The organism is Pseudonocardia sp. Ae331_Ps2 (assembly GCF_001932405.1).
In the GTDB taxonomy this organism is placed as follows: Bacteria; Actinomycetota; Actinomycetes; order Mycobacteriales; family Pseudonocardiaceae; genus Pseudonocardia.
In genome coordinates this window covers 2,304,914-2,320,465 of sequence record NZ_MCIM01000001.1, presented here as the reverse complement: position 1 = coordinate 2,320,465, position 15,552 = coordinate 2,304,914, and the positions used below count along the sequence as shown (strand labels likewise).

The window sequence follows — 15,552 nt, the reverse complement described above, 5'->3', positions numbered from 1 at the left end:
CCCACAAACGACTCCACGAAGGACATAAGTGGTGGCATGGCTGCCTCGATTCCTACGACAGTCCGCGAGATTTCCAGGCGAACTTGAACGCTTGTATTCAGGCGCTCCGAAACGTTACTTTCGTGCTCCAGAAAGAGAAGCGGCTCATCTCGGGGTTCGATGAATGGTACCCAGCGTGGCAGGAGCTGATGCGCGCCGATCCACTAATGAAGTGGCTTGTAAACTCGCGAAACAGAATAGTCAAGATTGGCGATCTCGAAGTGCATTCGACTGCACATATCCGGATTGTTCATTCGTACTTCGATGTAGCTGACTCTCTCGAAGACAATCCGCAGCCGCCTACCACCCCAAAGGCTGAATCAGGGCCGGAGAAGGCGAAATCCGTTCCGCCGTGGACCCCACCGACCGAGTACCTCCAGTACCTACGATCCATCCCCCAAATCTACCTGGAGCAGTCAGCATTAGCTGTAGAACGCCGTTGGATCGACAAAGCACTACCCGGTAGCGAGCTGCTAAGCGCATTAGGTCATTGCTACGGAGTACTGACGCAGCTAGTCGCCGATGCACACGAACGAGAAGATGGTCGACTCATGACCGTCCGCTCGACTAGGACAGGCGGTGAGGTGATATCGAAAGCAGGTTCGCAGTATGGAGGGCGTCTCCCGTGCATGGTTGTTACTGCCGACGTTCGGACCACTCATTATCGGGTCCATGACGGCTCGCTCGTTAACGAGGACACCACGCGACATTTCTCCGGAAAGTTCGACCTCAAACGGTCGCTTAGGCGATACAAGGTTGATCTAGGAGAGTTGCTAAGCCGAACCCGCCCGAGAACAGCTCTTGACTACGTTGACCCCATGTTTACACAGGCAAAGTCAGTCCTAAGCAAAGACAAGCACCACTCGCACATCGTCATCCTGACCCGAGGTGAAAAAATCCTCGACGTATCGCAAGCGATATTGGCTGATCGGCAAGCGAAGTTCCTCTTTGCGCAGCAACTAGCCAAAGCCGTGCTGCTTGCAGGGGCAGACGGCGTGGTGACAATTAATGAAATGTGGCAGTCGGAACCAGTACTTGATGAGGAAGGGGCAATGATCCCTCCGGCACAAGCCCCTGACCGGAGGGAAGTTCTTCGAGTATACGCCGAGACATCTGACGGCCAGACTCGTCATAAGAGCGTCGAGTTTACTCGTCGATTTGGAAGGATCGTTTTCGGACGCGAGATTTTCTCTGAGAACGCTGGCTTAGAGAATAACATCATGAGCCCGACAAGAGTCGTCTGGAAGACGCGATCGAAAGAGCGAGAAAGAGAGGCGAACCGCAGCATAGCGCAGATTCTTGAAGCGGGCAGCGAAGAGTAGCGCGTCTGTAATGACCGACTTCGGTCACGCGACCGGAAATCAGTCCAGCAGCCTGGACGTCTACCGATCCGTATTAACCTAAGCCCGAGCCTCGTCTAAGCCCCGAAGCTGGGATGGAGTTCGGGCTGCCGTCGCACTAGCCATCCGCGTAATCGTCAGTTCTACTCGACCAGTTATCGGAGTAACAATTCTCGCCACTCGAACGCCCGCCAAAGGATGCAGGCGCCCGGCGACGCCACCGGCTCATTTTGAAGTAGCCGAGTCACGTTCTTCTCATCGAACCGCAGCCCGTCGGTCACATTGACGACCTTTGAGGAGCTGACGAGCGATCCCTCGGAATTGACCGAGACGGCGTCGCCGAACAGCTCATCGAACGCGTCGTCATCGAACACGACAACGGTCAGGATAGTTGCAGTTAATGTGAGAGTGTCTAGGCCGATCCCGAGAGAATACGGCGTGACTCGCCCGTCGGCTCGTGCGCGCTTCAGATCATTATATAGCTGCCACTCCTCGTATACTAATTGCTCGCCTGAGCTACCGTCTCGCTCAGGATCACCCAAGACCTCTTCGCTGTATTCGCGCACCATACTGCGCCACAGACTGAAGTCATTCTCGCGGTCGTGCGTGGCTACAGTCGACGGCTGAAACTCCCCCGCCGGTATGAGTCCATAGATGCCGGCCGAGGTGGCGACCTTGGCCGGGTCGCGCCAGTGCAGCAAGAACGTCGCGTCGCCGGTCTCTCGGTTCCGGCGCAGCGTGAGCGTCTCGATAGCCGGGATGATGTAGCGCCGTTCCATATCGAACGGGGCTCCGATGAGCGCCCGCAACGGCAGCTCGCTCCAGTCGAGCTTCTTCCCTGAACGCTCGGCAGCAAGAGCCATCTCGTGCGCGATCGCTTCCGCAAGGTCGAGCTTGTCGAAGTAGGCCGCGAGCCCGAACGTCATCCGCGGGTCGTCGCGTAGGTCGACGTCGAGCAGCCGGTAGCTGGTGCGGTTCTCGAAGAGCTTTGGCGGGTCGAGGTAGCGCACGGCCGAGGTGTAGCGCGGGAACGACTTCCCCGGTGCCCTCAGCGGCAGCGTGGCCGCTGCCTCCGGTTCGCTGCCGGTGATGCTGACCGGGGGCGGGTTGTCGCTCCACTCCAGGCGGATGTCGTCGAGCGGGATCGGCCGCTCCGGTGTCCACTGCGGCAGCGCCAGGAACGTGAGGTCCCCGACCCGGACGTCGGGTTGGTATAGGTCGGCTGCCCGCTGGGCCAGCTCCCGGCGGGACCGGTTGAGCGCTCGGCGCGTGCGGCGCCACTTCTCCTGGCTCACCGCGACCGGGTCGACGCCGCCGACCAACCGCGAGTCCGACGGCTCGGCCACGGGCCGCAGGAGCTCGTCCGACAGTCCGAGGCGGGCAGGCGAGATGTTGAGCTGCTGGGCGATGCGGAGCAGCATCTCGATGTCAGTCACCCGACGCTTGCCCGTCTCGATCTTGGAGACGTAGGACTGGTCCAGGTGCAGCAATTGGGCCAGATCAGCTTGGTTGATCTTGTTGGTGCGGCGGTACTCGCGCAGGACTTCGCCGAGCAGGTCGGTGTTCAGTTCCAGCTCCGATGACGCGGGGGACGACAGCCACGGCTCGTCTGGCACGAGAAATCTCCGCCTTCCTCTCGGGCGCCGGCCCCGCGGACGCGGGCTCCGACCAGTGCTTATGCCTGGTAGTCCTAGCAGGTCACGGGGTAGGTCAGAGGGTCCTTGGACTCATTTGTCCGAAAGCTCGATTCTCGGTTCATGGCACCGAGACGAGCACTACGAACCCGAGTCCGAACCCGACGCCGGCGCCCGGTCGAGCATCTCGCCGATGGCCCGTTCGACGTCGTTGAGCGTGGCCTTGGCCCGGCGGACCTGGTCGCGCAGCGCGGCGAGTTCCAGCCGGTCCGCCGCGGTGGTCCGGGTCGCGCCGGCCGGCTCGTCGGCGACGAACGCCCCGCGGCTGGGGCGCACGACGGCCCGGCCGGACGCGACGAGGAGCCGGACCGCCGCCTGTGCGGTGTTCACGGCGATGTCGTGGTCGGTCGCGATCTGGCGGTAGGAGGGCAACCGCTCCCCCGGCCCGTAGGTGCCGGCGTCGATGTCACGGGCGAGCAGCTCGGCGACGCGGTGGCTCGCGTGGCGCGGCTCGGCGTCGTCGGGCTCGGAGTCGGGCGCAGCCATGTCGGCGAGGCTACTCGCCGTCTCAAGACGGCGGTTGACGTTGCGACGGTCGAGCCTTACCGTCGCAACCACAGCAACCGTATTAAGACGGATCGGAGCATCATGCACACGGATCGACACGACACCGCCGGACTGGACGACTGCACCGCGCCCCTGGCCGACGAGCAGCGCGAGGCGCTGCACGAGTTCTGGGACAGCGTCATCGCCGAGGAGTGGGGTCCGGCCCCGATCCCGCGGCCGGCGCCGGTGGACGGGGCGTTGGTGGAGCTGGCCGAGCGTCGGCGCCGGCGCAGCACCCGCCGGGCCATGACCCGGATGACCCGGGCAGCGCAGGTCACCGCGCCCGCGCCGAGCTACGGGGGTGAGGCGGCGTGATCGCGCTGCGGATCACCGTCGGCTGCGACGACTGCGCGATGGCCCTGGCCGGTACCGATCAGGTGCGGACGACGACCGACGGACTGGCGGCGGCCCGCGCCGCCGGCTGGGTGGTCCGGCTGTCAGGCCGGCTGCTGTGCCCGGCGTGTGCCGACCCGGCGCTGTGCCGGCTGCTCGGTCACGACTTCGGCCCCGCCCCGGTGTGGAGGGCGTGCGCTTGCGACGGGTCGTTGTGGGAGCACTCGACCTGCGAGCCGTGGCAGGACCCGTCCTCGTGGGAGGGCTGCGGGTGGGAGTGGCGGACGTGCCGGCGCTGCGACCACGTCGACGACCGGCACGTGACCCAGGCGGACGCGGCATCGAGACGAGCCGACGAGCGCGCGGCCGATGCCTACATCGCCGCGCTCGAACGTGGCCAGCTGCGCCCGCAGCCGGCACGCCGCAACGGAGACCGCAGTGAGCACCAGCCCGGCGACGGGATCTTGGCGGATGTAGCCGCCGGGCTGGCTCTCCCCCACCAGCAGAACGCACGTGAGGAGACCGCGATGGTAGAGCCGAACGGGCCCCGGCCCGCCACCCCGGCCGGGGGTGAGCAGCGGTGAGCGGGCAGACGATCGCCGTCGCGCTCGGTGTCCTGGCCGGGCTGGTCCTGATGTGGGCGTGGGCGGCCGGTGCCCGCGCCGGACGCAAGGTGCAGAAGTCGATCCACCACGCCGGCCGTACCGGCAACAACGCCGCCCGGATCGTGATGACCGCGGCTGTGGTGGTCGGGGTGCAGTGGGCGGTCGTGAAGCTCTCGGCCGACCCGGTCGCGTGGGTCATCGTGCTCGGCGTCCCGGCGCTGATCGCCGGGGTGACCGTGGCGCGGATGCTCGCCGGCCCTGACGACGTCGTCCGCGTCTCGTCGCGGGGTGTCCGGTGAGCGCCGCGGTGGAGCGCCTCGCCGAGCAGGCCGCGGACGCGGCCCGGGTACGGGCGCTGACCACCGATCCGGACGTGATCGCGCTGCGGGTCGAACGGGTGCGTGCGCAGGTGGACGGGCTGCTGTGGGCCGGGATCGTACTCGGTCTGGCGTTCACGATGGTCAACGTCCAGAGCTTCGCCGCTGCCGGCGCTCCGACGTGGTCGGCCGCGTGGTGGGTGGCGTGGCTGCTGGATCCGATGGTGTCGCTGGTGCTGCTCGCGGTGCTGCGCGCCGAGCAGGTCACTGCCCGCTACCAGGTCGCGTTGCCGACCTGGGCGCGGCGGACGAAGTGGCTGACCTTCGCCGCCACCTACGTGATGAACACCTGGACCTCGTGGGGCCTGGGCGACGCGCCGTTCTCTGCGGCCGGGGTGGTGCTGCACTCGGTGCCGCCGCTGGTGGTGTTCGCGACCGCCGAGACCGGCCCGGTCCTGCGTGACCGCCTGACCGAGGCCGTGCACCGCGCGGTGACGGCCGGACCGGTCCCGACCGCCGAGCCGACTCCGGTGGTTCACGACTCGGCCGAGCCGGACGTTCACGAGCCGGGCGCCGAGCCCGCCCCGCGAATCGCGGCGGCACCGGTACGCGCGTCGCGCGGCGGTGGCAGGCGGAAGGCGGCGGCCCGGCCGCGTCGGCTGCTGGCCGACTACGTCCGTGCCGCGTCCGAAGCGCTCGACAGCGCCCGGGACGCCGGCGAGCAGGTCGACGTCACGCCGGTGTGGTGCCGGCAGGTGACGGGCTGTTCGGCCGGGACCAGCGTCAAGGTCGCCGCCGCTCTGCGCGCTGCGCCCGCCTCGATCGACTCCGCTCGTTCCCACGACCGCCGGCCGGTGGCCGGCGAGGAGGTGGCTGCGTGATGGCCGACCACCCGCACACACCGAACACCGATGAGCAGACACCGGCGACCGCGGCCGTTCACGAGCCCGCGCTCGACACCGTTCACGACGACGGCGGGACCGGCGCCCGGGTGCTGAACTTCCGCCCGCGTTCGGCCGACCCTGTCGAGCGCTCTGCCCGCCCGACGGTGGTCGACGGCGAGATCGTCGACGACACCGACGTCCAGCACGTCGCGGTGGACCCGCCCGCAGGAACGGACCTGGCGCTGCCGTGGCGACGTGAGGTGTCCCGCCGCCCGGTCGTGGAACCGTGGCTGCGCAGCCGGGAGGACATCGCGGCCGCCGCCCGCTGGGCCGCCGGGTGGGCGTGGCACTCCACCGGGTTCCACACCGTCCGCGCGCCCCTCTACGCCGCCCGCCTCACCGCTCGCGCCCCGCGCGGCGCGGTGACCGCGGTCGCCGGCGCCGCTCGGTGGGCCGGCGACGCCGAGTCCCGCCCGCTGCGGGAGCAGGCCATCCGGTCCGGTGAGCCGGACCAGTACCTGCGTCTGACCGCCGCGCGGTCCGAGCGGATCACGGTCCGGCGCCGGCTGCTCGCCGCCGCGGTGCTCGGCGGCGCCGGTGCCCTGGTGGCGCTGTGGACCTTCGCCCCGCCGTGGCTGCTCGCAGTCCTGCTGGTCGCCGGGGTGCTGGTGCTCGGCTGGGTCGGGTCGCCGGCCGACAAGCCGGTCACCGGGCGGTCGGTGGTCACCCACCGGCCGACGCGGCTCACCTCGGAGATGGTCGTTCGGGCCCTGGGCGCGCTCGGTCTGGGCGAGATGAACAAGGCGCTCGCGAAGGGGCCGAACGGGATCACGTTCCCCGCGCCGATCACCCGTGACGGGCCGGGCTGGCGCGCGGACGTCGACCTGCCGTTCGGGGTGACGGTGACCGACATCGTCGAGCGCCGCGACCGGCTCGCGTCCGGCCTGCGCCGCCCGCTGGGCTGCGTGTGGCCCGAGCCCGCGCACGACGCCCACGCCGGCCGTCTCGTGCTGTGGGTGGGAGACCAGGACATGAGCCAGGCCCGCCCGCGCCCGTGGCCGCTCGCCGCGCACGGCGAGGTCGACCTGTTCAAGCCGGTGCCGTTCGGGGCCGACCAGCGCGGCCGGTCGGTGTCGCTGCTGCTGATGTTTTCCAACGTCCTGATCGGGGCGATGCCGCGGGTGGGGAAGACGTTCGCGCTGCGGGTGCTGCTGCTGGCCTGTGCCCTGGACCCGACCGCACAGCTTCGGATCTTCGAGTTGAAGGGCACCGGGGACCTGTCGCCGATGGAGGGGTGCGCGCACCGCTACGCCTCCGGCGCCGACGACGCCACGCTGGAACTGGCGATGGAGTCGCTGCGCGAGCTGTACGCCGAGCTCAACACCCGGGCCAAGCGCATCCGAGAGCTGCCGCGGGAGCTGTGCCCGGAGAACAAGGTCACCCCGCAGATCTCCGGGCGCCGCGACCTGGGCCTGTTCCCGATCGTCCTGGCCGTCGACGAGTGCCAGGAGCTGTTCTCCCACCCCGATTTCAAGGACGAGGCCGACCGGCTCGCGACCGGCATCATCAAGCGCGGACCGGCGATGGGGATCATCCTCATCCTCGCCACGCAGCGCCCGGACGCGAAGTCGCTGCCCACCGGGGTCAGCGCGAACGTCGGGACCCGGTTCTGCCTGCGGGTGATGGGCCAGACCGAGAACGACATGGTGCTCGGCACGAGCGCCTACAAGAACGGCATCCGGGCGACCACGTTCACCGCGAAAGACAAGGGCATCGGCTACCTCGTCGGCGCTGCCGACGAGCCGCAGATCGTGCGCTCGGCCTACATCGACGCACCCGCTGCGGAGACCATCGCCGCGCGCGCCCGCGCGTTGCGGGAGGCCGCCGGCACCCTGTCCGGCCACGCCGTCGGCGAGACGACGGAGCAGACCGGCGGACCGTCGCGGTCGGTGCTCGGTGACGTCGCGGCGGTGTTCGCCCCGGGCGAGGACCGGCTGTGGTCCGACGTCATCGCTGCCCGGCTGGTCGAGCAGTGGCCGACCACCTACACCGGCACCACCCCGGCGACGCTCGCCGCCGCCCTGCGCCCGTACGGGGTCGAGCCCAAGCAGGTGTGGGGCACCGACCCGCAGACCGGCGACGGGCGCAACCGGCGCGGCTACCACCGCGACGCCATCACGACCGCGTGGGAGACCGCGGAACGGCGGCGCCGCACCGGCACCGATGGTGACACCGAGTAGCCAGACGGAACGGTGCGGCGGCGGGTGCGACTAGCAGTGAGCCCCGCTAGACCTAGCACCCGCCGCTAGCGCGCCACACCACATCTGATCAGCCCGCTAGCAACCTAGCGCCACCAGGGCGAACGCACCCGGAAACCCCTCAACACAGCATCCACGCGGGTGCTGCGGCGCTAGACCCATGCCGAAACCAGGAGTCCGAATGTCGACACAGAGTGACCGTTCCGGCAGTCCCGCAGCCCGTGCTCGTCTCGCCGGCTGGCTCGACCTCGCCGCCCGCGGCTGGCACCTCTTCCCGGTCCTGCCCGGCCGCAAGCAGCCCGCCATCCCGGCGTGGGAGTCCCGCGCCACCACTCACCCGGAGACCATCGTGGATTACTTCACCGCCAACCCCGACCACAACGCCGGCATCGCCTGCGGCCCCTCCCGGCTCCTGGTCATCGACTGCGACACCCCCAAGCCGACCGACCCCGACCAGACCCGCGACGGCACCGCCGTGCTCGCCGGCCTCGCCGCCGGCCGGGGCGGACTGCCCGACACCTGGACCGTCGCCACACCGTCCGGCGGCCGGCACCTGTACTTCCGGGCCCCCACGGTCCGGCTCGGCAACACCGCCCGCACGCTCGGACCGATGCTCGACAGTCGCGGGCACGGCGGGCAGGTCCTCGCCCCCGGCAGCCGACTGCCGAACGGCTCCTACGAGCTGCTCGACGACACCGACCCGCCTCCGCTGCCGGGGTGGTTGGTCTGGCACCTGTCCGTTCGCCCCGCCACGGCCATCTCAGCGCCGTCTGAGCGGCCCGCCACCACGCCGCGCGACGCCGGGGCCTACGTGTCGGCAGTCGTTCGGGCGGAGCTGCAGCGGGTCGCTACAGCCGGGCGCGGGGGCCACAACGCCGCGGTGTTCACCGCCGCCCGCGCCCTCGGACAGCTCGTCGGGGCCGGGGTGCTCAACCACGACCAGGCCGCCGCGGACCTGACCGCTGCGGCCGAGCACATCGTCGACGGTCCGTGCGACTGCACCGCCGCCGACATCGCCGCCACGATCGCGTCCGGACTCAGCTACGGCGCCCGCCGGCCCCGCCAATTGCCCACCCTGTTGAACACTCGCTCCCAAAGCGAGGGGCGGCGGTCGGCATGAGCACCACACCCGCCGGCCTGCGCGCCGTCCCGGACCTGCCCGCCATCGCGCCGGCCGAGCTGCTCGACCAGGTCGCCGCGTTCGTCTCCCGGTTCTCGGTGTTCCCCGACCGGCACACCGCCCCGATGCTGGCGCTCTGGTACGCCCACACCCACGCCGTCCAGCACTTCTACACAACGCCGCGTCTCATCCTCGACAGCGCCGAGCCCGGCTCCGGCAAGACCCGCGTCCTGGAAGTGGCGCAGTACCTCGTCCGCAAGCCCGAGATGACCATCTCGATCACCACCGCAGCCATCTTCCGGATGCTCTGCGACGGCCCGGTCACGCTGCTGTTCGACGAGATCGACGCCGTCTTCTCGCCCAAGGGCGGCGGGAACAACGAGGACCTGCGCGGGCTGCTCAACTCCGGCTACAAGCGCTCGGCCACCGTGTCCCGCTGCGTCGGCGACGCCTCGCGGATGAAGGTCGAGCGGTTCCCGGTGTTCGCCCCGGTCGCGCTGGCCGGGATCGCCGGCGCGATGCCCGCCACGATCACCACCCGAGCGATCACCGTGCACATGCGCCGCCGTGCACCGCACGAACGCGCCGAGGCGTTCCGCGAGCGCCGGGTCGAGAACGAGGCGACGCCGCTGCGCGAGCAGCTCGCCGCCTGGCTCGACAGGGTCGGCGAAGACCACCTCGTCGGAGCCGAGCCGCTCATGCCCGAACAGGTCACCGACCGCGCCGCCGAGGTCTGGGAACCCCTGCTCGCCATCGCCGACCTCGCCGGCGGGCACTGGCCCGACACCGCCCGGGCCGCCGCCGTGCACTTCGTCGGGCAGGCCACCGAGACCGGCACGTCGGTCGGGACGCGGCTGCTCGCCGACCTGCGGGCCCTGTTCACCGCCCACGAGGCCGAGCGGATGGCGACCAGCGACATCATCGGCCGGCTCTGCGCCGACGAGGAAGCCGGTTGGGCCGATCTCGACGGCCGCCCCCTCGACGCTCGACGCCTCGCCCGCGAGCTGGCCCGCTACGGCGTCCGGCCCGGCCCACTGCGCATCGGCGGGCACGTCACCAAGGGCTACCACGTCGACGGCGCACTCTCCGACGCGTTCGCCCGCTACCTGCCACCCGCCACCGAGCCCGACCCATCAGGTGCGGTTACCACGGTTACACCAGTTACATCGCAGGTCAGAGGCGTAACCGATCCCGACCGCGTAACTGCAGCGTCGGTTACGCCCCCTGTCGAGCCCCCACCCGACACCCCACCGGAGCGGGCCACCGTAACCGAGGCTGCGGTTACACCCCGCTCGTCGGTTACGCCCCTGGCCAGGCACGTAACCGCTGTAACCGACGTAACCGCTACCAGCGGGGGTGCCCGATGACCGACGACCGCGCCGCGAAGATCGGCCAGCTCCTCGCGCAGCTCGCCACCCTCATGGCCGACCAGCCGACGCCGCGCGAGCCCGAGCCCGCGCACCGACCGGCACGGGTCCTCTTCACCGTCGAGGAAGCCGCGGAACAGCTCGGCATCGGGAAGACGACCGCGTACGCCTACGTCCGCACCGGCGAGCTGGAATCCGTCCTCATCGGACGACTCCGACGCATCCACGCCGACGCCATCGCCGGTTTCGCCGCCCGGCTCGTCGCCAAGCACCGAGCTGCCTGAGAGGACCGGACATGACCCGCGAGAAGCGCACCCGCAACGCCAACGGCCGGTCCAGCATCTACCTCGGCAGCGACGGATCGTGGCACGGATACGTCACCGTCGGGACGAAGGACAACGGCCGCCCCGACCGCCGCCACGTGCGCGGGAAGACACAGGCTGCCGTCACGAAGAAGGTCCGTGCGCTGGAGAAGAACCGCGACGCCGGCACCGTCGCGCAGCCCGGGGCGAACTGGACCGTCGAGAAGTGGTTGAGGCACTGGCTGGACACCGTCGCAGCCCCGCCCGCAATCAGCCCGAACGCGCACGACGCGTACTCGACGGCGATCCGCGTTCACCTCATTCCCGGCGTCGGCGCACACAAGCTGGACAAGCTGCAGCCGGAGCACCTCGAACGGCTCTATCAGAAGATGATGCGGAACGGGGCCGCGCCCGGCACCGCTCACCAGGTGCACCGAACGATTCGTACGGCGCTGAACGAGGCCGTCCGGCGGCGGCACGCCACGACGAATCCCGCCCTTCTCGCGAAGGCCCCGCGAGTGCGCTCCACCGAGGTCGAGCCCTACACGGTCGACGAGGTCTCACGGATTCTCAAGGCCGCGGGGACCGAGAGGAACGGTGCCCGATGGGCCGTCGCTCTCGCGCTCGGTCTGCGCCAGGGTGAAGCCCTCGGTCTGCGCTGGCAGGACGTCGATCTCATGGGCGGATTCCTCGTCGTCCGCCGCAATCGCCTACGGCCGAAATGGGCTCACGGCTGCGACGGGACGTGCGGACGAATGCAGGCCGGCCGCTGTCCTCACCGACTCGCGCTCCGGCCCGAGACCGCAGAGACGAAGTCGGAGGCCGGCCGCCGGGGAATCGGCCTGCCCGATCCGCTCGTCAAGCTGCTCCGGGAACACGCCAACGAGCAGTACGACGACCGTGTGCGGGCCGCCGACCTGTGGGTGGACACTGACTACGTCTTCACGACCGAGTTCGGCACCGTCCTGCATCCTCGAACCGATAACAAGAGCTGGAAGCAGCTCCTCATCTCGGCGGAAGTCCCGGAACGGCGACTGCACGATGCTCGGCACACCGCCGCGACGGTCCTGCTGCTGCTCGGCGTGACCGAGCGGGCGGTCATGGGCGTGATGGGCTGGTCGAACACGGCGATGGCTGCGCGGTACCAACACCTCACGTCAGCGGTGCGACAGGACGTCGCCTCACGGGTCGGCGGGCTGCTCTGGCAGACGCCCGACGGGCCGCCGACGACCGTCTGAGAAGGCGGAATGCCGCCACAACTGCAACCGCCGCGGGTTCCCGGAGAGCCGGGAGCGCGCGGCGGTTGCGTCCTTGCAGGTCAGAGATGGCGGAAGCGGGGGGATTCGAACCCCCGGTCCTTTCGGACGCCCGCTTTCAAGGCGGGTGCATTCGGCCGCTCTGCCACGCTTCCGCTCGGGAGGGTAACGGGACCACTCAGCGCTCCGCGCGGTAGTAGGTGACCGGCCCCATCCTGGTCGCCCCGTGCCCGACCACCACCGCATCGGTGAACCCGGCGGCCGCGAGCAGCTCCGGCACCGGCTGCGCCCCGTGACCGTGCCCGCCGTGACCGTGGCCGTGCCCGCCGTGGGGGGACCGGCGGTGGGCCGGATCGAAGCGTGCCAGCAGCGACAGCACCCTGTTCACGACGCGCATCCGTCCGGCGGTGCGCGGGTCGTGATCGAGGTCGACCAGGTGCAGGCTCCCGCCCGGCGCCAGGACGCGGTGCGCCTCCCGCAGCGCCGCGACCCGGGCGTCGGCGGCGATGTGGTGCAGCATCAGCGAGGAGAGGACCCGGTCGACGCTGCCGTCGTCGAGAGGAAGGTCCTCGGCCACACCGATCTGCAGCTGCAGCTCGACACCGGCGTCTGCCGCCTTGCGGCGGGCCATCGCGATCGCCTCCGGGTCGGGGTCGACGCCGTGCACCGTGGCCGTCGGAACGGCCTCCGTGGCGCGCAGCAGGACGTTCCCGGTCCCGCAGCCGATCTCCAGCACGCGGTCCCGCGGGCCGATGCCCGCCTGCGCCAGCAGCCGCCAGTACATCGGGACGGCGCCGCTGAGCCGGGCCGCGGTGTCGTAGCCGGGGAGCAGCCACGAGCTGACGAGCGCGGGTGTGTGGGCGTGCGTGGTCATCGGTTCCCCTCGGACGAACTTCGTGTACGTCACCGACCCTTACTGGCCTGCGAGCTGCCTACAAGGCACTATCTGTGGCCGTGGTGGGACGAAGTTCGGGCGTTCCGCTGGTCGGCTTCGCACACTCCCCGGTGCCGATCGCGGTCCAGCACGTCGACGGGCCGGGAGCGTCGCTGCCCCGGGTACGGGGGCCGCACGCGCACGACTTCCTGCTGCTCGTCCACGTCGTCCGCGGCACCTGCACGTACCGGGTCGACGGGCGCGCCTGGGAGCTCGGCGAGGGCGACGCGTTCGTGATCGCCCCCGGCGCGGTGGTCGACCACGCCCGGGAGAGCGCGGAACCGCCCGGCGAGCTGTGGTCGGTGATCTTCCCGGCCGAGGCGGTCGCGCCCGCGTCCTGGCAGGACCATCCGCTGCTCGCGCCGTTCGTCGGACGCCACCGCGGTGGCGGGCAGCGGATCCGGGTCCCGCCCGAGGATCGGGCGACCTGGCGGGCCCGCTTCGCCGACCTCGACGACGAGCTGACCCGCCGCCGCGACGGTCACGCCGAGGCTGCTCGCGCGCACCTCACCCTGCTGCTGGTGGCCCTGGGTCGGCTCGTCGACGACGTGCCCGCCGAGTCCGGCGACCCGCTGCTCGCGGCGGTGTTCGCCGTCGTCGAGGAGCGGTTCGCCCAGCAGCTGTCGCTGCGCGAGGTCGCCGCCGCCGTCGGACTGACCCCCGGGCACCTGACCACCGTCGTCGGGCGCAGGACCGGGCGGACCGTGCAGCAGTGGATCACCGAGCGCCGTATGCGGGAGGCACGGCGGCTCCTCGCCTCCACCGACCTCCCGGTCGCCGATGTGGGTGCCCGGGTCGGCTACCCCGACCCCGGCTACTTCGCCCGCCGCTTCCGTGCCGCGCACGGCGTCGCGGCCGCGACGTGGCGGGCCGGACCCGGGATACCCTGACGGGTGGCGGGGGACGTCCGCGCCGGTGCGGTCCGACGCGGTGTGGTGGGATTCCCCCGGTCTCATCTCGGGAGGACGACGTGCGGTTCGACGAGAACGCCCAGCTCGACACGTCCGGCGTGGACGACCTGCGAGGCTCCGGCGGTGGCCGGGGCGGCGGGGTCGGCGGCCGGGTGGCAGGCGCGGGCGGCGGCCTGGGCCTCGTCGGCGTCATCCTGTACCTGCTGCTGTCGAACTTCGCGGGCGTCGACATGTCCGGGATGGGCGCGGGCGGCGGCTACCCAGGGCTCGACCAGGTCGGCGCCGGCCAGACGGCGGACAACTCGTCGCTGCAGCAGAACTGCGCCACCGGCGAGTCGGCGAACACCTCGACGGACTGCCGTGTCGTCGCCGTCGTCAACTCCCTCGACGACTACTGGGCCACCCAGTTCTCCTCCGGTTTCACCCCGCCGCGCACGAACTTCTTCTCCGGCGGGGTCAGCACCAACGGCTGCGGGTCGGCGACGTCGGACAGCGGGCCGTTCTACTGCCCCGCCGACTCCGAGATCTACATCGACCTCACCTTCTTCCAGGAGCTGCAGACCCGCTTCGGCGCGAAGGGCGGACCGTTCTCGCAGGCGTACGTCATCGCCCACGAGTACGGCCACCACATCCAGAACCTCACCGGCACCAACCGCCGCGCGGGCAACGACACCGGCCCGACCTCCGGCTCGGTGCGCCTGGAGCTGCAGGCCGACTGCTACGCGGGCATCTGGGCCAACCACGCGACGACGACGCCCGGCCCGTCCGGGAAGCCCCTGATCACCCAGCTGGACCAGTCCGACATCGACGCCGCCCTCGACACCGCGTCCCGGATCGGCGACGACTACATCCAGTCCAACCTCGGTGGCGGCCGGGTCGACGAGTCGCAGTTCTCGCACGGCAGCTCCGCGCAGCGCGAGAAGTGGTTCACCACCGGCCTGCAGAGCGGCAACCCCGACTCCTGCGACACCTTCGCCGCACGCAGCCTCGACTAGGGCCGTAGCCGCCCGAGCTGGTGGTCCAGCACGGCGAGCGCGCCGGCCTCGTCGGCGTCGCCGAGCAGGACGGACTCCGCGAGGCCACCGGCCAGCGCGAGGAGCACGGTCGCCTCCCGGTCCGGGTCGAGCGCGGCGAGCTCGCCGGCGTCGCGGGCCGCGGCGAGCCGGTCGGCGACGGCCGCACGGATCAGGCGGTCGCCCGTCCGGTAGGTCTCGCGCAGCCGGTCGTCGCCGAGTGCACGGATGAGGAAGGCGGAGCCGACGCGGGCGTCGGTGCGGGCGTCGTCGTCGAGCGGAAGCAGTGCGACCAGCAGGGCGCGGACCTCCCCCAACGGCGACGACGGCGCGGCCGCCGCCATCCGCGCGCGCACCCGCTCGTCGACCCGCAGCCGCAGGTGCTGGGCGGCGAAGTCCAGCAGCTCGTCACGCGAGGCGAAGTAGTGCTGGACCCGCCCCTTCGAGACCCCTGCCTCCTGCGCCACCCGGGCCAGGCTGACCGCCTCCAGCCCCTCGGCCGCAGCGATCCGCCAGAGCGCCTCCGCGATCTCCCCGCGGCGCTGCCCGTGGTCGACCACCTTCGGCATCTCCACCTCGTTCCGATCCGATCGGCTTGCGAAAAGCTCCGCCCGATTTTACAGTCCGATCGTA

General features: G+C 70.5%; 16 protein-coding genes and 1 tRNA gene. 12 read left to right on the top strand and 5 right to left on the bottom strand.

Annotation, left to right across the window (positions count from 1 at the left end; genetic code table 11):
• The first annotated feature begins 122 nt into the window (after positions 1 to 122).
• Positions 123 to 1,361, top strand: coding sequence for a hypothetical protein (locus tag Ae331Ps2_RS31150; protein ID WP_139318871.1), 1,239 nt, complete (start codon positions 123 to 125; stop codon positions 1,359 to 1,361).
• 173 nt (positions 1,362 to 1,534) lie between these two features.
• Here the strand turns inward: Ae331Ps2_RS31150 and Ae331Ps2_RS11070 are convergent, their stop codons facing one another.
• On the bottom strand, positions 1,535 to 2,995 hold the full coding sequence (locus Ae331Ps2_RS11070; RefSeq protein ID WP_075329719.1) for a helix-turn-helix domain-containing protein: 1,461 nt from the start codon (positions 2,993 to 2,995) through the stop codon (positions 1,535 to 1,537).
• A gap of 159 nt (positions 2,996 to 3,154) precedes the next feature.
• Entirely contained in the window at positions 3,155 to 3,559 is a 405-nt protein-coding gene (locus Ae331Ps2_RS11065) for a GntR family transcriptional regulator (RefSeq protein ID WP_075309088.1), read from the bottom strand.
• A 102-nt stretch (positions 3,560 to 3,661) separates the two neighbouring features.
• Between Ae331Ps2_RS11065 and Ae331Ps2_RS11060 the strand changes: the two genes are divergently transcribed.
• The 9 genes from Ae331Ps2_RS11060 (at position 3,662) to Ae331Ps2_RS11020 (ending at position 12,043) form a co-directional block, all read left to right on the top strand.
• Positions 3,662 to 3,934, top strand: coding sequence for a hypothetical protein (locus Ae331Ps2_RS11060; RefSeq protein ID WP_075309090.1), 273 nt, complete (start codon positions 3,662 to 3,664; stop codon positions 3,932 to 3,934).
• Entirely contained in the window at positions 3,931 to 4,536 is a 606-nt protein-coding gene (locus Ae331Ps2_RS11055) for a hypothetical protein (protein WP_075309092.1), read from the top strand. The genes Ae331Ps2_RS11060 and Ae331Ps2_RS11055 overlap by 4 nt, the downstream gene beginning before the upstream one ends.
• Positions 4,533 to 4,856, top strand: a complete 324-nt coding sequence (locus Ae331Ps2_RS11050; protein WP_083695451.1) for a hypothetical protein — start codon at positions 4,533 to 4,535, stop codon at positions 4,854 to 4,856. The genes Ae331Ps2_RS11055 and Ae331Ps2_RS11050 overlap by 4 nt, the downstream gene beginning before the upstream one ends.
• Positions 4,853 to 5,755, top strand: coding sequence for a hypothetical protein (locus Ae331Ps2_RS11045; protein ID WP_075309094.1), 903 nt, complete (start codon positions 4,853 to 4,855; stop codon positions 5,753 to 5,755). Before Ae331Ps2_RS11050 ends, Ae331Ps2_RS11045 begins: the two co-directional genes overlap by 4 nt.
• A complete protein-coding gene (locus Ae331Ps2_RS11040; protein ID WP_075309096.1) occupies positions 5,755 to 7,998 on the top strand; it encodes an FtsK/SpoIIIE domain-containing protein in 2,244 nt (747 codons plus the stop codon). The genes Ae331Ps2_RS11045 and Ae331Ps2_RS11040 overlap by 1 nt, the downstream gene beginning before the upstream one ends.
• Before the next feature lie 199 nt (positions 7,999 to 8,197).
• A complete protein-coding gene (locus Ae331Ps2_RS11035; protein ID WP_075309098.1) occupies positions 8,198 to 9,136 on the top strand; it encodes a bifunctional DNA primase/polymerase in 939 nt (312 codons plus the stop codon).
• Complete coding sequence (locus Ae331Ps2_RS11030) at positions 9,133 to 10,503, top strand: DUF3631 domain-containing protein (RefSeq protein WP_075309100.1); 1,371 nt, start codon at positions 9,133 to 9,135, stop codon at positions 10,501 to 10,503. Before Ae331Ps2_RS11035 ends, Ae331Ps2_RS11030 begins: the two co-directional genes overlap by 4 nt.
• A complete protein-coding gene (locus Ae331Ps2_RS11025) occupies positions 10,500 to 10,787 on the top strand; it encodes a helix-turn-helix domain-containing protein (RefSeq protein WP_075309102.1) in 288 nt (95 codons plus the stop codon). Before Ae331Ps2_RS11030 ends, Ae331Ps2_RS11025 begins: the two co-directional genes overlap by 4 nt.
• 11 nt (positions 10,788 to 10,798) lie before the next feature.
• Entirely contained in the window at positions 10,799 to 12,043 is a 1,245-nt protein-coding gene (locus Ae331Ps2_RS11020) for a tyrosine-type recombinase/integrase (RefSeq protein WP_075309104.1), read from the top strand.
• Between the two features lie 87 nt (positions 12,044 to 12,130).
• Here Ae331Ps2_RS11020 and Ae331Ps2_RS11015 read toward each other — a convergent pair.
• Positions 12,131 to 12,216 (bottom strand) — tRNA-Ser (locus tag Ae331Ps2_RS11015).
• 23 nt (positions 12,217 to 12,239) lie between these two features.
• Positions 12,240 to 12,935, bottom strand: coding sequence for a class I SAM-dependent methyltransferase (locus Ae331Ps2_RS11010; protein ID WP_075309106.1), 696 nt, complete (start codon positions 12,933 to 12,935; stop codon positions 12,240 to 12,242).
• A gap of 131 nt (positions 12,936 to 13,066) precedes the next feature.
• Here Ae331Ps2_RS11010 and Ae331Ps2_RS11005 point away from each other — a divergent pair, with 131 nt between their 5' ends.
• Together Ae331Ps2_RS11005 and Ae331Ps2_RS11000 are read left to right on the top strand one after the other, a co-directional pair.
• On the top strand, positions 13,067 to 13,885 hold the full coding sequence (locus tag Ae331Ps2_RS11005; RefSeq protein ID WP_249265617.1) for an AraC family transcriptional regulator: 819 nt from the start codon (positions 13,067 to 13,069) through the stop codon (positions 13,883 to 13,885).
• 80 nt (positions 13,886 to 13,965) lie between these two features.
• Complete coding sequence (locus tag Ae331Ps2_RS11000; RefSeq protein ID WP_020627932.1) at positions 13,966 to 14,901, top strand: neutral zinc metallopeptidase; 936 nt, start codon at positions 13,966 to 13,968, stop codon at positions 14,899 to 14,901.
• Here the strand turns inward: Ae331Ps2_RS11000 and Ae331Ps2_RS10995 are convergent.
• A complete protein-coding gene (locus Ae331Ps2_RS10995) occupies positions 14,898 to 15,488 on the bottom strand; it encodes a TetR/AcrR family transcriptional regulator (RefSeq protein WP_075312551.1) in 591 nt (196 codons plus the stop codon). The genes Ae331Ps2_RS11000 and Ae331Ps2_RS10995 overlap by 4 nt on opposite strands.
• Positions 15,489 to 15,552 lie beyond the last annotated feature (64 nt).

What these genes read in the sequence shown, in the direction of transcription:
- Ae331Ps2_RS11040 (WP_075309096.1), top strand. Translation starts at nt 5,755, where the DNA reads ATGGCCGACCACCCGCACACACCGAACACCGATGAGCAGACACCGGCG.
- Ae331Ps2_RS11065 (WP_075309088.1), bottom strand. Translation starts at nt 3,559, where the DNA reads ATGGCTGCGCCCGACTCCGAGCCCGACGACGCCGAGCCGCGCCACGCG.
- Ae331Ps2_RS11035 (WP_075309098.1), top strand. Translation starts at nt 8,198, where the DNA reads ATGTCGACACAGAGTGACCGTTCCGGCAGTCCCGCAGCCCGTGCTCGT.
- Ae331Ps2_RS11020 (WP_075309104.1), top strand. Translation starts at nt 10,799, where the DNA reads ATGACCCGCGAGAAGCGCACCCGCAACGCCAACGGCCGGTCCAGCATC.
- Ae331Ps2_RS11030 (WP_075309100.1), top strand. Translation starts at nt 9,133, where the DNA reads ATGAGCACCACACCCGCCGGCCTGCGCGCCGTCCCGGACCTGCCCGCC.
- Ae331Ps2_RS11060 (WP_075309090.1), top strand. Translation starts at nt 3,662, where the DNA reads ATGCACACGGATCGACACGACACCGCCGGACTGGACGACTGCACCGCG.
- Ae331Ps2_RS10995 (WP_075312551.1), bottom strand. Translation starts at nt 15,488, where the DNA reads ATGCCGAAGGTGGTCGACCACGGGCAGCGCCGCGGGGAGATCGCGGAG.
- Ae331Ps2_RS11025 (WP_075309102.1), top strand. Translation starts at nt 10,500, where the DNA reads ATGACCGACGACCGCGCCGCGAAGATCGGCCAGCTCCTCGCGCAGCTC.
- Ae331Ps2_RS11010 (WP_075309106.1), bottom strand. Translation starts at nt 12,935, where the DNA reads ATGACCACGCACGCCCACACACCCGCGCTCGTCAGCTCGTGGCTGCTC.